The sequence below is a fragment of the Nostoc cycadae WK-1 genome (assembly GCF_002897135.1).
Lineage (GTDB): Bacteria > Cyanobacteriota > Cyanobacteriia > Cyanobacteriales > Nostocaceae > Nostoc_B.
On sequence record NZ_DF978423.1, the window covers coordinates 325027 to 342885 of the forward strand.

The following is a 17859-nucleotide window of genomic DNA, read 5'->3' on the forward strand; positions in this document are numbered from 1 at the left end:
TACTATTTAGCCACACTCTCTGGGTTTCGAGATGACTGTACAAGAATGCTGTGTAAGGTCTGCAACAAATCTTTTGTTGTATATGGCTTAGGAATAAATTGTTTCACTCCAGGCATTTTGGTTAATTTACTACTGGCTGTCAAACCACTAACAGCAATCACCTTGACTTGAGAATTCATTTTTTGCATCGTACTAATAGCAGTAGCGCCATCCATTGATGGCATCATCATATCCATCAACACGAGACTAATTTCGTCTTCGTGTTGAGCATAAAGAGCGATCGCTTCAATACCATTACTAGCTGTTAATACTCTGTAGTTGTAAGTTTCTAAAGAAATCTTGGTGGTTTCTAAAATTCCACTTTCATCATCAACTACTAAAATTAATTCTCCATTACCTTTGAGTAATTCTAAGTCTTCCCCTAAAAGTGTATTTGCTACTTCCACTGCTGGCAAGAAAACTTTAAATTCTGTACCTCTGCCAACGTGACTAGACACATTCACAAAACCACCATGACTTTGAATTATACCTCTAACAGTAGACAAACCTAATCCCGTACCTTTACCAATTTCTTTGGTGGTGAAAAACGGTTCAAAAATTCTATCAATAATCTCTGACCGCATCCCCATACCTGTATCTGCAATAGTTACTACAATATAAGCGCCGACACGCGCATCTAGATTCATTCGCGCATACTGTTCATCTATTAAGAGATTTTCCGCCGAGATTTTAATATTACCGCCTCTAGGCATGGCATCACGGGCATTAACTACTAAGTTCATCAGCAGTTGATGGAGATGTGTTGCATCTCCAATCACAGCCCAAAGTCCTGGCTGAATGTTTTGTGTTAATTCAATTGATTTGGGAAAAGTCTCTTGGACAATTTGCTGGATTTCGGAGCATAGATGGCTGACTTGTACAATGCTACGCTGACCGTCCACTCCCCGCGCAAACTGCAAAACTTGCTTGACTAAAGCGGCTCCACGTTTAGAATTAGCTTCGATGGTTTTCAACATCTGCTGATTGCGCTCGTTAGTGTTAGGCATTTTGAGTTGTAGCAGTTGTGCAGCAGTCAAAATGGGAGTCAGAATATTGTTCAAGTCGTGAGCGATACCACTGGCTAGTGTACCGATGCTTTCTAGACGTTGAGCGCGGAGAATTTGACTTTCTAAATGTTTTTTTTCGGTAATATCAGTATTAACGGTCAAAATTGATGTTGGTTGGTTATGGCGATCGCACATTAATGTCCAACGACTAGCCACAATCACATCCTGTCTTTGTTTGTTAACTTGTTTTAATTCTCCTTGCCAAAAGCCAGACTCAGTTATACTTGCATAAATATTTTGTATTTGCGATAAAGTTTCTGGCGTGTACAAAAGCTGATTGACATTCTCACCCATTACTTCTGTAGCTTTCCAGCCATACAAATGTTCAGCGCCTTGGTTCCAAAAACAAATTTGATTATCAAAATCTTTAACGATAATTGCATCGCTAGTAACATCTAACAAAGCTGCTTGTTCGCGGATTTTTTCTTCAACTTGTAAACGTTCGGCAATTTCGGTTTCTAGGCGTAGATTTTGCTCTTGCAGGGTTTTGGTAAGGGTTCGCAACTTGAGATGTAGTTGAATTCTGGCTAATACTTCTTGGTGTTGGAGTGGTTTGGTGAGGTAATCGACTGCACCCAATTCAAAACCTTTGACTTTATCTAAAGTTTCTGAAAGTGCTGTCATGAAAATCACCGGAATATCTTGAGTTGCTTCCTTGGCTTTCAGACGACGACAAGTTTCAAAACCGTCGATTCCCGGCATGAGGATATCTAACAAAATTAAGTCTGGTTTACCATATTCTGCTATGGCGATCGCACTTTCGCCGTCTTCAGCAATTAATACTGTAAATCCAGCTTTACCTAAAAAATCAAACAGCATTTCTAAATTAATGGGAGTGTCATCAACAATTAAAATGACACCCGATTTATTAAAATCATTTTTCATAAAGCCTCAGAACACTTTTGGAGAAACTCCAATATTTGTTTCCCTTTAAAACCTTTTGCTAGTTGATATAAACGAGTAGCAAAAGGTTGTAACTTCTCTTCCCGTTCTTCTAGTTTGAGCGATTGTTCCGCGATACTTCTTAAGTCACCCCGCATAGCCAAATCTAGCAACATTGCTAGTTCGTCTGCGGGAGGAGGCACAATCGCAGCCTGAGATGTCAAGTGTAAAGGATAAATTGAACTTTTTTGTTTATCCTTCATCTTTCTTACCTTGTCTTCATATACCCATTCCAATCCCAAGTGAACTTGTAACTTTTCTAAAAGTTCGGCTTTTTGGATAGGTTTGGGTAGAAAATCATCACACCCAACTTTTCGGCTTTCTTGTTGATTAAACTCAAACACACTTGCTGATACGGCAATTACGACTATTTCCTGAAAATTTGGTAACAATCTCAGGCGACGGGTAGCTTCAAAACCATCCATTCCTGTCATCACTAAATCCATCAAAATCAAGTCTGGCTGAAATTCAGGTATTTTCTGCAAACACTCTAAGCCATCACTAGCCGCCAAAACTTCAAATCCTAAAGGCTCTAAAATATTGACCAAAACTGAGCGATTTTCCCATTTATCATCTACAACTAAAATTTTGCGTTTAGCTCCAGCAACACCAATAATATTCAGTTCATTAATATCAACATTGCTCAGTTGTTCAACCTCTGGTAATTCTAAATCTAGCCAAAAAATACTGCCTTTGCCCAGTTCACTTTTAACAAATAATTTGCCCCCCATCATCTGCACCAATTGACGGCTAATTGTTAAACCTAATCCGGTTCCTTCCGTTTTTAAACTATCCTCACCCACTTGTTTAAATGGCAGAAATATGTCTTCTAATTGCTCCTGAGCAATGCCAATTCCTGTATCTTCTACTAAAAAGCGAATTTTCAACTGTGGAGATTGAGCAGCAAGTTTATCTGTATCTATTATCCAGTCTCCGTCCTGATTTATAGAGCCGACTTTAAAAGTTATACTACCTTTTTTTGTAAATTTTACGGCATTGCTTAATAAATTAATTAAAACTTGCCGTAAGCGTTTTTCATCACCACAAATTAACTCAGGTAGATAACCAAGAGGTTGGTAAATTAAACCTATCCCTTTAGTTTCTGCACGTAGCCGACAAATTTCTATAACCCCATCTAAAAATGCTGAAAAATTAAATTTTTTCAACTCTAGCTCCATTTTCCGAGCTTCAATTTTAGAAATATCTAAAATATCATTAATCAATGTTAAAAGATGTTCACCACACTGATGAATAATGTTTACACCATTCCGTTGTTGACTACTCAAAGAGTCATCTGTTTTAAATATTTGTGTATAACCTAAAATTCCATTTAGAGGTGTACGTAGTTCGTGACTCATATTCGCCAGAAATTCGCTCTTGGCGCGGTTAGCATCGGCGGCGACTTCTTCGGCTTTTTGCCGTTCTTGAATTTCTTGTTGTAGTTGTAAGTTTCTTGCTTGTAATTCTAAAGTGCGTTCTTTAACTTTTGTTTCTAATGTCCGATTATATTCTGCTAAATCATGATAAAGACGGGCATTTTCTAAAGAAATTGCTGCTTGTGATGATAAAAGTTGTAAAACTTCTAATCTTGCTGGTGTAAATGCCCCAGCAATTAATTTATTTTCTAAGTAAAGAATACCAACCAACTTACCCTGATTCACAATCGGGCTACATAAAATAGATTTTGGTTGATGTAAGACAATATAATTATCTGTTGTAAATACGCTCTCAGAAGTAGCATCGTTGAGAACAACATTTTCCCGCGATCGCTGCACATAATTAATTAGCGATATTGGCAAATTCTGACTAGATTCTACCGGAGTTGACTGTCGCACATTGATTTCAGTTTGACCAAACCTACCTGATGCTTCAATAAATAAATTATCAGCTTTAGCTAAAATTAAAGACCCTGTTTCTGCTCCAGCATTTTCTAGCAAAATGTGCATCAATTTAGCTAGTAGTTTGTCTAAAACAATTTCCCCAGAAAGAGCTTGGGACGCTTTCATGACTGTGGCTAAATCAAAAGCTCCACTCATATTGTGATTTATCGAGTGCATCAGCTGATTTTTGTCTAAATTTAGCGTTTGACGTTCCCACAGTCGTCCGACAATTTGGGGATATTTAGCTTCCAAATCTCTCAACTTGGCGATCGCACCCCAGTTACTATATCCATAGTAAGCATCCGTAAAATATATCTGGGCGACTTTTTCTCTACCACTGGCAAAATAAAACTTTGCGGCTAGTTCATTGGCGAGAGCCTCTTCTTGGATATATCCTTGTGCTTTAGCCCCAGCAATAGCTTTGTCATAATTTGCCATTGCTTGCCAATATTGACCAATGATGCGGGCTTTTTCTGCCTCAACAAGCTCATACTTATGCTGAAAATTCATCGGTGCATGATCTGCCCATTTCCGCATTTTTGCTTGATTAGTTTGCACTTTCTCTAGCAGCAGTTTTTGATGTGTAGATGAAACTGATGGATAGATGGCCAGTTGTGCTAAAGAATCGTAGAAATAAAATAATGGTACATTTAACCACCCTGTTACGCCATCTAAATATTGTTCGGCTTTGCTGGCATTTTCCACAGCTTGAGCAAAGTCACCAAATAGATAACAAAGAACTAATTTATTGAGGAATACATAATGAATAATTGTGCGCTCATTTGATTGGATGTGGAAGGGTAACAATTGCTCTTCGTTGTAAGCTTCACCAATTAAAAGGCAAGGTTCTTCTGATAGCCCAATTAAATTCAAAACTGCTTGATGAAAGACTTGATGCCATTTTAGGGCAGTCTCTTGATGAATTTGCGCGATCGCCTTACTATATTTTGCCATTTCCTGTTCTAGGTTGGTTAATTCCCCACCACTCCAGTAGGCATATTGACACTTATTAGCGGCTGAATAACCTGTATGTACTAAATCCCCAGCTTCTAATCCACTCAAGTAAGCATCTTCTAAAAGTGGTAAAGTCTCTCTCACATGATGTTTCCAATGAATTATAAAAGTGCCAACTTTAAATAAAACTTGGCTTCTCACTTCATAAGCATCTAAGCATTCTAATAAGCTTAAAGCTAATTTTCCAATTTGATCAACCGCTTCAATATCTTGTGATAAACCACTCAAAACCACACCAAAATCAGCAAAACCACTCGCTGAAAACGGTGTATTTCCATACTGAATAGATAAGTTTATTTGTTGACAAGCCATCAAAATAAATAATGCAGGTGCAGATTGATAAGCAGCAGGTACTAAACTTGCTATTAGTCTCATTGCTGCTCGTTTGTGAGCATCTGTCATTGAAGGCGAATTAATTAAATCTTCTATTCCTTGACCTGCTAAGTAAGTTGTAGTTTCTTGAATAGCTTGCTGAATATCTAACTCAGTCGGTGCTTGGTTGAGTGTTACTCCTAACATTTCCAAAACTTCCAAACCAAGCTTTACTGCTGCAATTAGTTTTCTTTGAACTTCACAACTTTTGATTCGTAACTCATAAATCTTCACTTTTTCCAGTTGCGTTTTAGCTTGTTGTAATACTACCTCAGCTAATAACTCCATTTGCTCAAAGTCACCGTCTAAAAATGCCGATTCTGCTGCTTCCTGATGTAAGTTTAATGTTAGTTCATATTGCTGATGCCAACTGACAGGTGTTAATAAGCTCAAAGCTATCTTGCAATAACGCACAGCAGACTCATACGCGGCAGCGGCTTTCGCTTTTTTACCTGCAATTAGATTGAGTTCAATTAACTCATATTTTGCTGAATCTGATGTTAGTAAATCGATACCATAATTTAAGTGATTTACTAAAGAAAAAATATGTTCTTTTTGCTCTTCTCGTGATGTTTGTTGTAAAAGTAATCGACCAATTTGGAAATGTGTAGCTTTTTTTTCCACATCAGGAATTAGCAAATAAGATGCTTGCTGTACACGGTCATGTAAAAACTTATAGGTAATTGGTTGCTGTAACGAGTCTGTTAGTAATTTTGCTTCTGGCTGTTCATTCAAAACTAGAGGTATTTTATAAGAGGCATCTAAAGGTAAAATCAACCCTGCTTGTAAAGCCTCCCAAAGTTCCGTTGCTGTTGCTGTCCATGATTTTTGGTTAACAATACTCAAAACATCTAAATTAAATTTATTACCGATACAAGCAGCTAATTGCAAAATTCTTTGGGTAGTAGGTGATAATTTTTGAATTTGATTGACCATCAATTCAATGACATTATCGGTAATCTCAATGTTTTTGATCATGGCAAGATTCCACTGCCAAGATGCTGTATTAAAATCAAAAAATAATAAGTTCTCTTGATAAAGAGACTTGAGCATTTGGGTAACAAAAAATGGATTACCTTGGGTTTTATTAAAGATTAAATTAGCTATTTCTAGTGACTCTTCTGGGCGATTTTTAAGTGCATCACTAACTAATTGTTGGATATGCCAAATTTCTAAAGGCTGAAGCACAATACGATTGACATTTATACCAATTTTTTGTATTTCCTCTAGAGTTAAGATTAAGGGATGAGTCGGAGTCACTTCATTATCACGATATGCACCTATTAATAATAAATATTGACTCTCGCTGTCACTCATCAGTATTTGAATTAACTTGAGAGATGCTACATCTGCCCATTGTAAGTCATCCAAAAAAATTACTAGTGGATGTTCTGCTTGCGAAAATACATAAATCAATTGTTGAAATAATCTATTAAAGCGGTTTTGCGATTCATTTATTCCTAATGCTGGGATTTCAGGCTGAGTCCCGATAATTTTTTCGATATCAGGAATCACATCAATAATCACTTGACCGTGAACCCCAACTGCTGATAAAATTTTGCTTTTCCAGTTGGTTATTTTTTCAGTATTTTCTGTTAATATCTGGCGGATTAATTCTTGAATAGCTTGAATCAATGCCGCATAAGGTATATGGCGTTTATACTGGTCAAATTTCCCAGCAATAAAATAACCATTCTGGCGAATAATGGGTTTATAAACTTCATTAACTAAAGAAGATTTACCAATTCCCGAATAACCGCTAACTAACATTAATTCAGTTGTACCTGAACTAACTCGCTCAAATATATTTATCAATTGAGCAGCTTCTTGCTCTCGCCCATAAAGTTTTTGTGGTATCAGTAATTGACTAGATAAATCAAGTTGACCAACAACAAAATTCTCAATTTTACCAGTTGCTTGTAGCTGGTTTAAACATAATTCCAAGTCAGCTTTTAAACCCAAGGAACTTTGATATCTTTCCTCGGCAGTTTTTGCTAATAATTTCATAATAATATGAGAAACTGCTGGAGGAATTTGAGCATTTAAAGCTTGAGGTGGTATGGGTATTTTAGCAATATGAGAATGAATTATTTCTAAGGGGTCATTTACCTCAAAAGGCAGTTTGCCAAGCAAAATTTGATATAATGTTACACCTAAAGAGTACAAATCAGTGCGATAGTCTATTGAACAATTCATTCTCCCAGTTTGCTCTGGGGACATATAAGCAAGACTACCTTCTAGCAAATTGAGATGATTCACTGTCTGAGTTTCTTGATATAGGCGTGAAGCACTACTAAAATCTATAATTTTGATTTGATTAGTATTAGGATTAATTAAAAGATTGCGAGGTTGGATATCTTGATGAATAATTTGATTTTGATGTAACTGAGATAGTGTTAAGGCTAATTGAATTGCTATTTGTAAAAAATCGTGTAATTCTAAAGTGTTTGTGTTGATAAAATCCTGAAGTATTTCGCCAGGAAAATCTTCTAATATCAGCGCTAGTCCGTTTTGTGTACTTTCTAAAGCGAGAGGTTGAATCACTCCTGCTATTGCCAAAGATTGCAGTATTTGATACTCGTATCGAATGCGAGTGATTTGCTCGATTGTAGGATAAGAAGTTTTAAAAGTTTTGATGATTACTGATATTTGTGCTGATTCTTTAAACGCACGGTAAATACAGGTATTTATGTCATCATAAAGAACTTTGATGAGATTGTATTCGGCAAGAATAATACTCATATTTATTTTGTCACTTGCGTGAGCTAAATATTGACATCAGTGTTCAAGGCACTATTTTGGTATTACTAAATATTTTTTTAATGTGATGCTCAATAATGTTCAGGCGGACAATGCTGATAACATCAAAATTGGTTGTTTTGGAACTAACAGCATTGCCCACCCTAGAAAAATGGGGATAAATCATGGGTATAGAACTGATGTATCTTCATCCTAATACAAATAAACTGCTTTGATTGACTATTTTTTGGGCGATCGCCACCCAGATAAATAACTGCACTCAACAGCAAACTTAATATCCCCACACGCAGCTGTGCTTTGTGTGGGGAAGCTATTACTGGCTATTAGTAGAAGTGACAAAATTGGCGTAACTCAATTCATTCACACGATTCCAGTTATAAACTTGTTGGCGAAAGTTTTTCCACTGTTCGTAAACTTGTTTAAAGTTGGGATCTTTACTGGCATTTTCTTCATATATCTCAATAGCAATTCGCTGTGCAGCTTGTAATATATCTTGGCTATAGGGAGTAAGTTGTGTACCACCAGCAATCAATCTCGCAAGTGCTGCACCATTCAAAGTATCGTACTCGGTGAGCATATTCATGTTGGCTTCAAAAGTCGCTGTCTTGAATATTTCCTGATACTCTTTGGGTAACTTATTCCAAGCATTCAGATTTACTAACACATCCAAAGAAGGGCCTGGTTCCCACCAACCCGGATAGTAATAATATTTCGCAGCTTTATTTAAACCCAGTTTCTCGTCATCGTAAGGGCCTACCCACTCAGCCGCATCAATTGCACCCCGGTCAAGTGACAAATAAATTTCGCCTCCTGGTAAAACTTGTACATTCACACCCAAACGCGACATTACTTGTCCGCCTAAGCCGGGAATTCGCATTTTTAACCCTTTGAGGTCGTCTAAAGTTTTAATTTCTCTTTTAAACCATCCCCCCATCTGCGCCCCAGTGTTACCAGCGGGAAAATTAATAATGTTAAAACTGGCGTAGATTTTCTGAATCGCTTCTAAGCCACCGCCATGATATAACCAAGCATTTTGCTGTTGGGCATTTAAACCAAAGGGTACAGAGGTGGCGAAAGCTAAAACCGGACTTTTACCAATGTAATAATAACTGGCTGTGTGACCACATTCTACTGTTCCGGCTTGGACAGCATCTAAAACTTGCAGTCCGGGGACTAACTCACCAGCGGCGAAGGGGGTAATTGTAAAACGACCGTTAGTCATTTGCTTAACACGTTCTGCAACTACTTTTGCACCAATAAAAGTCCCCAAACTTTTAGTCCAACTAGTGGCCATGCGCCAGCGAACAGTTGGGAGTCCAGCTTGCACTCCAGGAGATGTAGTGCTACGACTACAAGCCGCTAGGGTTGCAGCCGTGGCTGTGGCTAAAGCAGCTGTGTTTAAAATCTTTCGGCGTTTCATCATGCTTGGTAATGTTAATAATTGACTGTCAACATTGCAGTCTTTAAATTTTCACACCTTTGCGATCGCCTACTTCACTTTCTCAAGCTAACTTCTTTTATGACAAATTCTGCAAACCAAGTTTATCCGGTTATTTGGCACAACGATTCAGTCTCACTCATTGACCAAACTCGTTTACCCAATGAATACGCCTTTGTCGAAATTCATCGTAGTGAAGATATGGCGCTGGCGATTAAAACCATGATTGTGCGGGGTGCGCCAGCAATTGGTGTGGCTGCGGCCTATGGTATGTATCTTGGGGCGAGAGAAATTATCACCAGCGAACGCACTGAATTCTTAAATAAATTAGAAACAGTCGCCCAATTATTACGAGAGACTCGTCCCACGGCGGTAAACTTATTTTGGGCAATTAGCCGGATGTTAAATACTGCCCACGCAACTGAAGGAAGCGTCGAAGATATCAAAGAAGTTTTATTTCACACAGCTCAAGCCATTAATGAGGAAGATTTGCAAACTTGTCAAGCGATGGGCGATCATGGTTTAACTGTGTTGCCTAAAACACCCGAAAAACTCACTTTACTGACTCACTGTAATGCTGGCGCGTTAGCAACTGCTGGTTATGGTACAGCCTTGGGTGTAGTGCGTTCTGCGTTGCGCGAAGGGCGCTTAGAACGGTTGTTTGCCGACGAAACCCGCCCCCGCTTACAAGGCGCAAAACTCACAGCTTGGGAATGTGTGCAGGAAAATATACCTGTGACCTTGATTACCGATAATATGGCCGCCCATTGTATGCAGCGGGGTTTGATTCATGCTGTCGTTGTGGGTGCTGATCGCATTGCGGCGAATGGTGACACAGCCAATAAAATTGGTACCTATAGTTTAGCGATCGTTGCCAAAGCCCATAATATACCCTTCTTTGTTGCGGCACCGTTTTCTACCGTTGATTTTGCATTAGCTAATGGTAGTCTCATTCCCATTGAAGAACGTCACCCAGAGGAAATTTATCAAGTTGGCGACACCAGACTCACTCCAGAAGGTGTGGAATTTTACAACCCAGCTTTTGATGTCACCCCAGCCGAGTTAATCACAGCCATAATTACAGAAAATGGAGCATTTGCACCTGGCGATTTAGCTAAGTACCAGTTAAAACAGTGTGTTAACTAACTATCATTACTGTTTTTATGCAAATTCTCATTCAGCCTCGGTGGGAAAAATACCAGACTCCAACAAACAAAAATTCTCCCCGATGCAAAAGCCTGCTTCCTCATATATTTATGGCAGGCATTTTTTTCAGCAGTTTTTCCCCATTGATACCAACATCTGCTGTTGGTCAAATTAACAGTAAACTAGCTAATTCAAGCCTTGGTCAACAACTTTTACAAGAAGTCTCACAATGCGCTGAAGCCAAAATTTCTCATCAACAGCCAATTGATCAAACAGAATCAGAAGCTATTGCTACGAAGTGTGCTTTGCAAATTCTAACTCTAGGGTCAAATGAAGAATTTCGTCCTGATGCTTTTGATCGCGTCGCGGCTTTTATGGAAGCCGTTGGTGTGAAACTCCCTCAATCTACTAGTCAAGGACAAGCCAACGTAAAACTTAACTTTAATGGGGAAAGTTCTATTTTTAGAATTCCTGTCCGCATTGGTAGACAAACTCAAACTTTTATATTAGATACAGGTAGTGGACAGACAATTATTAATACTCAAATTGTTCAACAGCTAGGGCTTAAAAGCAAACCTGTGCCGAATGGACTTTTGGAATATAAACCAGTCATTGGCAATAACTTCAAAAATCTAGATGTTAAGGTTCATACTTTACCAGTTTTAGGCGTAAATTCTGCCACTGTTTCTGGAATTCAGGGTTTAGAATTACCTACATACGCACTACCAAAAGATATCTCTGGAGTTTTAGGACTGGATTTTTTAAGTAAATTCGATGTTGTTCTCAATCCTAAAAAACAACAATTGCAACTTTTACCACATTCCGACTTTGTTGCTGATGCTATCCCCCTTAAAGGAAGCTTTGGTATTTTAACTGCCCAAGTTTATATTAACGGTCAAGGGCCTTTTACTTTTGTTGTGGATACAGGAGCCTATACAATAGCTGTTTCCAAATCTGTAGCTCAAAAATTAGGCATTGACGATCGCAACGCCCAAACATCAGAAATCTTTGGTTTTGGCGGAAGGGAAACAGTCAAAAAAATTAAATTGACTAAGTTGCAAATTCAGCAACATCAAGTAACTGAAATTGATGCTGTCATTGTTGAACAAAATAATATCCTTAAGCTCCCTGGTGTAGAAGGTATTATTGGTCAAAACTTTCTCAACAAATATCAACAACATTGGCGCTTTAGCAAACCCAATGCACTAGGAGTTGTGGAATCGGGAAGTTTAGTTTTAACACCTTAGAGGCAGGAGGCAGAAGGCAGAAGGTAAGAATATTACTATTGTGAGCATTCATGCTTTCAAAATTAATTATTGAACATTACCAAATCCTTGTACAGCTGTAACACACCCTACTTGTACTTTATAAATAAACTCTAACTATGAACAAACCTAGCTTCATCACTGGATTAATTATTTGTCTGATTTGGATTAGCGGTTGTACTAATTCCTCTACAGAAGTTAGCCAAGAAACACCGACAACTAAATCTGAAATTACGCAGAGTCCTAGCCAAATCTCAACAGTTACCGCATCTCCTGAACCAATTTCCACACCAGATGTTTCGCCATCAGAAAACCCAGAAACATCTACAAAAGCTTTACCAACTATTGGTACAGTAAAAGAACTAGTCAACGGTGATTTATTGTGTTATGCCACATTAACTGATGAACAAGGAATTGAACATCAGGTAGGTGCATCTTTTGAGATTTGTGCAGAATCGGCGAAGTTTTTAAACAAAAAAGTCCGTGCATCTTACACAATTGAATCGGTAAGTGATTGTCAAAGTGCTGAACCATGCGGCAAAACTAAAAAAGAATCAATCATTACCAAGATGGAAATTTTGACTCAATAAAAAATATAGCTGACCAAGGATGCGAAACTAATCTAGGGTATTCATGTATAAAAACCATTTAAACTAAAAACTTGGGCTATTCGTTTTACTTGGTTGTTTGTGATTATTGGAGTAGCATTTCTCTATCTATATCCCGTAATTAGTTGTAGAGTGTGGCATGATCAAACTGCTTGTGAAACTGAGAAGTGGCAGCAGCGTAATTTACCCAATACTTAATTTTATGACTCAGGCCATATTCTATCTCCAGTAATAGAATCAAACACAAATAACTGAGTTAAATCTAATTGTACAGATAAGCGATCGCCCACATTCACCCGTACATTTCCACCAATCTGCACATTCAATAACACTGTTGAACCAGGTAAACTCGCACGAATTAAAGTTTCTCTCCCCAAAGGCTCAACCACCTTCACATCAACTGAAAGTGCTGAGTGCTGTACACTGAGCGCAGCCGAAGTGTGAGTGTTGAGTGTTGAGTTATTGTTAATAGAAATATGTTCTGGACGAATACCCAAATCATAATTCTGCCCTGGATGCAGTTGTAATTTTTCCTTTATAAGTTCGGGAACTGCAATTAATTGTCCACTAGCATCAAAGCCATCATTTGTATATTTTGCTGACAAAATATTCATTGGTGGATTGCCTAAAAAAGTTGCCACCATTTGATTAGCTGGAAGCGCGTAAATGCTTTGGGGTGCGCCAATTTGTTGAATTCTCCCACGATTCAGCACGACAATTTTATCAGCCAAGGTCATCGCTTCAACTTGGTCGTGGGTAACATAAACAGTCGTAATTCCCAACTCTTGATGCAATTGTTTTAATTCGGCTCTGGTGTCATCGCGCAACTGAGCATCTAAATTAGATAAAGGTTCATCTAATAAAAATACTTGGGGTTCACGGGCGATCGCTCTTCCTAATGCTACCCGTTGTTGCTGTCCACCAGAAAGTTGTTTGGGTTTGCGATCTAACAAATGTTCCAAAGAAAGCGATCGCGCCACCGTCCCTACCCTTTCCTGAATGAGTTTCGCATCCACCTTCCGCATCTGCAACCCAAAAGCGATATTTTCCGCCACCGTCATGTGCGGATAAAGGGCGTAGTTTTGAAACACCATCGCCACATCGCGCTGTCTGGCGGGGATGTTATTCATTAAGCGATCGCCTATAAATAGTTTGCCAGAAGTGGCAGTTTCTAAACCCGCGATCGTCCGTAAAATTGTCGATTTACCACAACCAGAAGGCCCAACTAACACCCAAAATTCGCCATCGGGAATATCAAAGGTAATATCTTCGATGGCGGTGACGTTATTAAACCGACGTTTAATTTCTTCGAGACGTACTTTAGCCATTATTTAATTTTGTCCTTTGTCATTTGTCATTTGTCACTTGTCATTTGCCCTTTATTTTTATAACCAAGGAATAATGACTATTAACAATTAACTATTTTCAGGCTGTGCAGTATTAGGTTCTAAACGAATTGTTGTTTGAGTAAAACTTTTACGTTCAGAGCCAAATTTTCTGACTCTTAAGCTTTTTAAGTTATACTCTGAACGCAAATCATCTTCTATCTCTGCCTTATGCTTCTTCATACTTCACACTTCATCCTTCATACTTTATTTGTCCACGCCGGATGAGCAAATAAAGACGCAATTACTCGCACACCTCGCAGTTGATTCGATAGAGGTAAATGACCTTTTGGCGCACTCAAATCCCAAATAAAGCTATTAGGATAACGTGTCCAATTATTACCATCTTTCCAGGCAATTTTCGGCCAGAAATTATCCCAATTTTTGCCGAGGCTTAACCAAATTTCGCGCTGTACTGCAAAGCCAAATTTCCCTTCCGAATGAACTAACCACAAATTATTAATGGTATGTAAGTCAGTTACAGGGAAATTGTCAACTTCCGTAAAATACAGCCATTTGCGTTTGACAGCCGTTGGCCCTGCTACTTCACACATTTTCTCAATAGTCATGCGATCAGCTGCTTGGAAGTCTTGAGCAGCAAGTAACTGTTGTAAAGGTTTGTAATTGATCCCTGCCTCTGATTTTAGAGGTACAATGCCTTCAGGAAAATTTGTTTGGAGAAATTCTCTGGCGTTTGGTGCATCAGAGTTGTAAAGGACTTGGTAAGCTTTACCATCAATCCAAGTTGCTGGGGACTCACGACGTTTCAGCAAAAATTCCATCAACACTTCTAATCCCTGATTACCTAAGTCGGCTAACTGTGGGATGATTTGTTGTTGGACTTGAAGAGACCCAGCGATTAAGCGTTGTCGGAGGGAGTCGATGTCATTAGCAGTGCCTGATACAATCATTGGGTCTGTCATGCCATTACTCGTGTTAGCGGTCAGTGAACAAGCGATCGCTATCGTGAATTCTTGATGATGAAACACTGATAGCGAAAAGTAGTTTACTATTTTTGATCGTACAAAATTGCGACAGTTTCACTGAATCCCCAAATGCTGTAAAAGGGGAATAGGGGGAAAATCTGCACATTTAGGGGCGCTGAGGCTAGGGACTAAAGGCTAGAACCCAAGCAAGATGAAGGATTAAGGCTGAAGGTGAAATTTATATTTGACATTTCATACTTCAAACTTCATACTTCGTACTTTTTATGTTTTTCTGGAGTGTTTGAACTATGTACGAAAAGATTACCCCCCCGACTAGTGGATCAAAAATCACCTTTAAAAATGGTGAGCCAGTTGTGCCTGACAATCCAATTATCCCGTTTATTCGGGGCGATGGCACAGGAATTGATATCTGGCCTGCTACCCAAAAGGTACTAGATGCGGCGGTAGCTAAGGCGTATCAGGGTAAACGCCAAATCAGTTGGTTTAAGGTTTACGCTGGTGACGAAGCTTGTGATTTATACGGCACTTATCAATATTTACCCGAAGATACTCTGACAGCAATTAAAGAATATGGTGTGGCAATTAAAGGGCCTTTGACCACTCCTGTGGGCGGTGGAATTCGTTCTTTAAATGTGGCATTACGGCAAATTTTTGACTTGTATGCTTGCGTGCGTCCTTGCCGTTACTATGCGGGTACGCCTTCACCGCACAAAAACCCTGAAAAACTGGATGTAATTGTTTATCGAGAAAATACCGAAGATATTTATTTGGGAATTGAATGGAAACAAGGTAGTGAAATTGGTTCACGCTTAATTTCCATCCTCAACAAAGAACTCATCCCCGCCACCCCAGAACACGGCAAAAAGCAAATTCCTCTCGATTCTGGTATTGGCATCAAACCCATCAGTAAAACTGGTTCTCAGCGTCTAGTACGTCGTGCCATCAAACACGCCTTAACCTTACCCAAACATAAGCAACAGGTGACTCTGGTGCATAAGGGTAACATTATGAAGTACACCGAAGGCGCGTTTCGTGATTGGGGTTATGAACTAGCAACTACTGAGTTTCGCCAAGAGACAGTTACCGAACGGGAATCTTGGATTTTAAGCAACAAGGAGAAAAATCCTAATATTTCCTTAGAAGAAAACGCCCGTCAAATTGATCCTGGGTTTGATGCACTTACCCAGGAGAAAAAAGCGCAAATTGTCAAGGAAGTGGAAACAGTTCTTAACTCAATTTGGGATAGCCACGGCAATGGCAAGTGGAAAGATAAAGTCATGGTCAATGACCGCATTGCTGACAGTATTTTTCAACAAATCCAAACCAGACCAGATGAGTATTCAATTCTGGCGACAATGAACCTCAACGGGGATTACTTGTCGGATGCGGCTGCGGCGATTGTTGGTGGTTTAGGTATGGGGCCAGGCGCGAATATTGGCGATGCTTGCGCCGTTTTTGAAGCAACTCACGGTACAGCACCCAAGCACGCAGGCTTAGACAAAATTAACCCTGGTTCAGTGATTTTATCTGGCGTGATGATGTTGGAATATCTGGGTTGGCAAGAAGCCGCCGACTTAGTGAAGAAAGGTTTAGGAGATGCGATCGCTAACAGTCAAGTAACTTACGATTTAGCAAGGTTACTCGAACCACCAGTAGAACCTCTCAAATGTTCTGAATTTGCCGACGCAATTATCAAACACTTCGGTTAATTTTAGTTAACCTTTAGGGCGGGTTTTTCCCGTCCTAACATCAATTAATTTATTGCTGATTGCATAATGATTCATAGAAATTTTAAGTGTTCAGAAAGACTAACTATAAAAGTTAATCAAATAAATCCCATTAGTTCAAACTACAAATAATTGGTTAGAAGACATTGGTTTAGGCGTTACCTTGTGGACTGGAGAATTTGAATTGAGAAATAACACATGGTTGCGATAGTTTGACCAAGCAGGTCGTATTTTACTGACTGGTGATAAACGCGCTCAATTACTAGCCGAGAGATTAAAAGTTTTGGGTGTAGACCCTGATAGTATTTAACCTAAACTTAACCATATTTATTTTGATATTTAAGTCATAAAGGTGATTTTTTGTAGCCTAAATCTATGACAATAAAAATTGACAACAAATTGCGTAGATTTGCTGTAAAAAATTCTTATGACTCTTAACCGCAGACATTTCTTATTTTTACTGGGTGCAGGTGCAGGTAGTTTTGCATTAGATTCTTTGGCGTTGGCTGATAAATCACCTGTTAGTCAAGCACCAAGCACCACAGGCGTAATTGAACTACCACCTTTACCTTATGCTTACGAAGCATTAGAACCACACATTGATGCGAAAACAATGCAGTTTCATCACGATAAGCACCATGCGGCTTATGTGAAAAACTTGAATGCTGCATTAGACAAACACCCAGAACTGAAAAATAAACCTGTTGAAGAACTGTTACGCAAACTTGGCAAAGTTCCGGCAGATATCCGTACAACAGTCCGCAATAATGGCGGTGGTCATGTTAACCACTCGATGTTTTGGAAAATTATGAAGCCGGAGGGAGGCGGAGAACCAACCGGAGAAATAGCTACTGCAATTAATCAAAATTTTGGTAATTTTGCAGCCTTTAAAAAGCAATTTAACGAGGCTGGTGCTGCACGTTTTGGTAGTGGTTGGGTTTGGTTAGTTCGTAACAAAAATGGCAAGTTAGAAATTACAACTACAGCTAATCAAGATAATCCCATTAGTGAAGGTAAATATCCCATTCTCGGTAATGATGTCTGGGAACATGCCTATTATCTCAACTATCAAAACCGCCGCGCTGATTATTTAACAGCATGGTGGAATGTTGTTAACTGGGATGAGATTAACAACCGATTTGCAGCAGCAAATAAATTTGCTTATTAAAGGTTGATTTGTAAATACAAATAAACTTAGATACCAGACTTCTTGAAGAAGTCTGGTATCTTGTTTTTTACAGAAAGATTAGGATATTGTGTAATTTTGCC

The 17859-nt window shown here is 38.9% G+C and carries 11 protein-coding genes; 5 read left to right on the top strand and 6 right to left on the bottom strand.

The genetic code is table 11. The annotated features are described in order from the left end of the window. Positions 1 to 2: 2 nt before the first annotated feature. The 3 genes from NCWK1_RS05695 to NCWK1_RS05705 form a co-directional block, all read right to left on the bottom strand. On the bottom strand, positions 3 to 1991 hold the full coding sequence (locus NCWK1_RS05695) for an ATP-binding response regulator (RefSeq protein ID WP_096581052.1): 1989 nt from the start codon (positions 1989 to 1991) through the stop codon (positions 3 to 5). Continuing rightward, positions 1988 to 8056 (bottom strand): hybrid sensor histidine kinase/response regulator, encoded by a 6069-nt coding sequence (locus NCWK1_RS05700; protein WP_103124031.1) that lies wholly within the window; start codon positions 8054 to 8056, stop codon positions 1988 to 1990. The genes NCWK1_RS05695 and NCWK1_RS05700 overlap by 4 nt, the downstream gene beginning before the upstream one ends. Before the next feature lie 331 nt (positions 8057 to 8387). Next, on the bottom strand, positions 8388 to 9494 hold the full coding sequence (locus NCWK1_RS05705) for a TRAP transporter substrate-binding protein (RefSeq protein WP_103124032.1): 1107 nt from the start codon (positions 9492 to 9494) through the stop codon (positions 8388 to 8390). 99 nt (positions 9495 to 9593) lie between these two features. On the opposite strand from NCWK1_RS05705, the gene mtnA reads away from it, so the two are divergent. From mtnA to NCWK1_RS05720, 3 genes are all read left to right on the top strand, one after another. Further along, positions 9594 to 10658: an S-methyl-5-thioribose-1-phosphate isomerase gene (mtnA, locus tag NCWK1_RS05710; protein ID WP_103124033.1), complete on the top strand. Its 1065-nt coding sequence runs from the start codon at positions 9594 to 9596 to the stop codon at positions 10656 to 10658. A gap of 110 nt (positions 10659 to 10768) precedes the next feature. Then, on the top strand, positions 10769 to 11905 hold the full coding sequence (locus NCWK1_RS05715; protein WP_187308065.1) for a retropepsin-like aspartic protease: 1137 nt from the start codon (positions 10769 to 10771) through the stop codon (positions 11903 to 11905). Positions 11906 to 12042: 137 nt separating this feature from the next. Further along, the gene (locus NCWK1_RS05720; RefSeq protein ID WP_103124035.1) at positions 12043 to 12513 is read left to right on the top strand and encodes a hypothetical protein; all 471 of its coding nucleotides are present in this window, start codon (positions 12043 to 12045) and stop codon (positions 12511 to 12513) included. Between the two features lie 218 nt (positions 12514 to 12731). Here the strand turns inward: NCWK1_RS05720 and NCWK1_RS05725 are convergent, their stop codons facing one another. The 3 genes from NCWK1_RS05725 to NCWK1_RS05730 all read right to left on the bottom strand — a co-directional run bounded on the left by NCWK1_RS05725 (position 12732) and on the right by NCWK1_RS05730 (position 14839). Continuing rightward, positions 12732 to 13859 (bottom strand): ABC transporter ATP-binding protein, encoded by a 1128-nt coding sequence (locus NCWK1_RS05725; RefSeq protein ID WP_096581064.1) that lies wholly within the window; start codon positions 13857 to 13859, stop codon positions 12732 to 12734. Positions 13860 to 13946: 87 nt separating this feature from the next. Continuing rightward, positions 13947 to 14099, bottom strand: a complete 153-nt coding sequence (locus NCWK1_RS29425) for a hypothetical protein (RefSeq protein ID WP_187308073.1) — start codon at positions 14097 to 14099, stop codon at positions 13947 to 13949. A gap of 17 nt (positions 14100 to 14116) precedes the next feature. Then, positions 14117 to 14839 (bottom strand): GUN4 domain-containing protein, encoded by a 723-nt coding sequence (locus NCWK1_RS05730; protein ID WP_096581066.1) that lies wholly within the window; start codon positions 14837 to 14839, stop codon positions 14117 to 14119. 311 nt (positions 14840 to 15150) lie between these two features. On the opposite strand from NCWK1_RS05730, the gene NCWK1_RS05735 reads away from it, so the two are divergent. Together NCWK1_RS05735 and NCWK1_RS05745 are read left to right on the top strand one after the other, a co-directional pair. Next, positions 15151 to 16572, top strand: coding sequence for an NADP-dependent isocitrate dehydrogenase (locus tag NCWK1_RS05735; RefSeq protein ID WP_103124036.1), 1422 nt, complete (start codon positions 15151 to 15153; stop codon positions 16570 to 16572). A 445-nt stretch (positions 16573 to 17017) separates the two neighbouring features. Continuing rightward, positions 17018 to 17758, top strand: coding sequence for a superoxide dismutase (locus tag NCWK1_RS05745; protein ID WP_096581070.1), 741 nt, complete (start codon positions 17018 to 17020; stop codon positions 17756 to 17758). The last annotated feature ends 101 nt before the right edge of the window (positions 17759 to 17859 follow it).

What these genes read in the sequence shown, in the direction of transcription:
- NCWK1_RS05695 (WP_096581052.1), bottom strand. Translation starts at nt 1,991, where the DNA reads ATGAAAAATGATTTTAATAAATCGGGTGTCATTTTAATTGTTGATGAC.
- NCWK1_RS05700 (WP_103124031.1), bottom strand. Translation starts at nt 8,056, where the DNA reads ATGAGTATTATTCTTGCCGAATACAATCTCATCAAAGTTCTTTATGAT.
- NCWK1_RS05705 (WP_103124032.1), bottom strand. Translation starts at nt 9,494, where the DNA reads ATGAAACGCCGAAAGATTTTAAACACAGCTGCTTTAGCCACAGCCACG.
- mtnA (WP_103124033.1), top strand. Translation starts at nt 9,594, where the DNA reads ATGACAAATTCTGCAAACCAAGTTTATCCGGTTATTTGGCACAACGAT.
- NCWK1_RS05715 (WP_187308065.1), top strand. Translation starts at nt 10,769, where the DNA reads ATGGCAGGCATTTTTTTCAGCAGTTTTTCCCCATTGATACCAACATCT.
- NCWK1_RS05720 (WP_103124035.1), top strand. Translation starts at nt 12,043, where the DNA reads ATGAACAAACCTAGCTTCATCACTGGATTAATTATTTGTCTGATTTGG.
- NCWK1_RS05725 (WP_096581064.1), bottom strand. Translation starts at nt 13,859, where the DNA reads ATGGCTAAAGTACGTCTCGAAGAAATTAAACGTCGGTTTAATAACGTC.
- NCWK1_RS29425 (WP_187308073.1), bottom strand. Translation starts at nt 14,099, where the DNA reads ATGAAGAAGCATAAGGCAGAGATAGAAGATGATTTGCGTTCAGAGTAT.
- NCWK1_RS05730 (WP_096581066.1), bottom strand. Translation starts at nt 14,839, where the DNA reads ATGACAGACCCAATGATTGTATCAGGCACTGCTAATGACATCGACTCC.
- NCWK1_RS05735 (WP_103124036.1), top strand. Translation starts at nt 15,151, where the DNA reads ATGTACGAAAAGATTACCCCCCCGACTAGTGGATCAAAAATCACCTTT.
- NCWK1_RS05745 (WP_096581070.1), top strand. Translation starts at nt 17,018, where the DNA reads ATGACTCTTAACCGCAGACATTTCTTATTTTTACTGGGTGCAGGTGCA.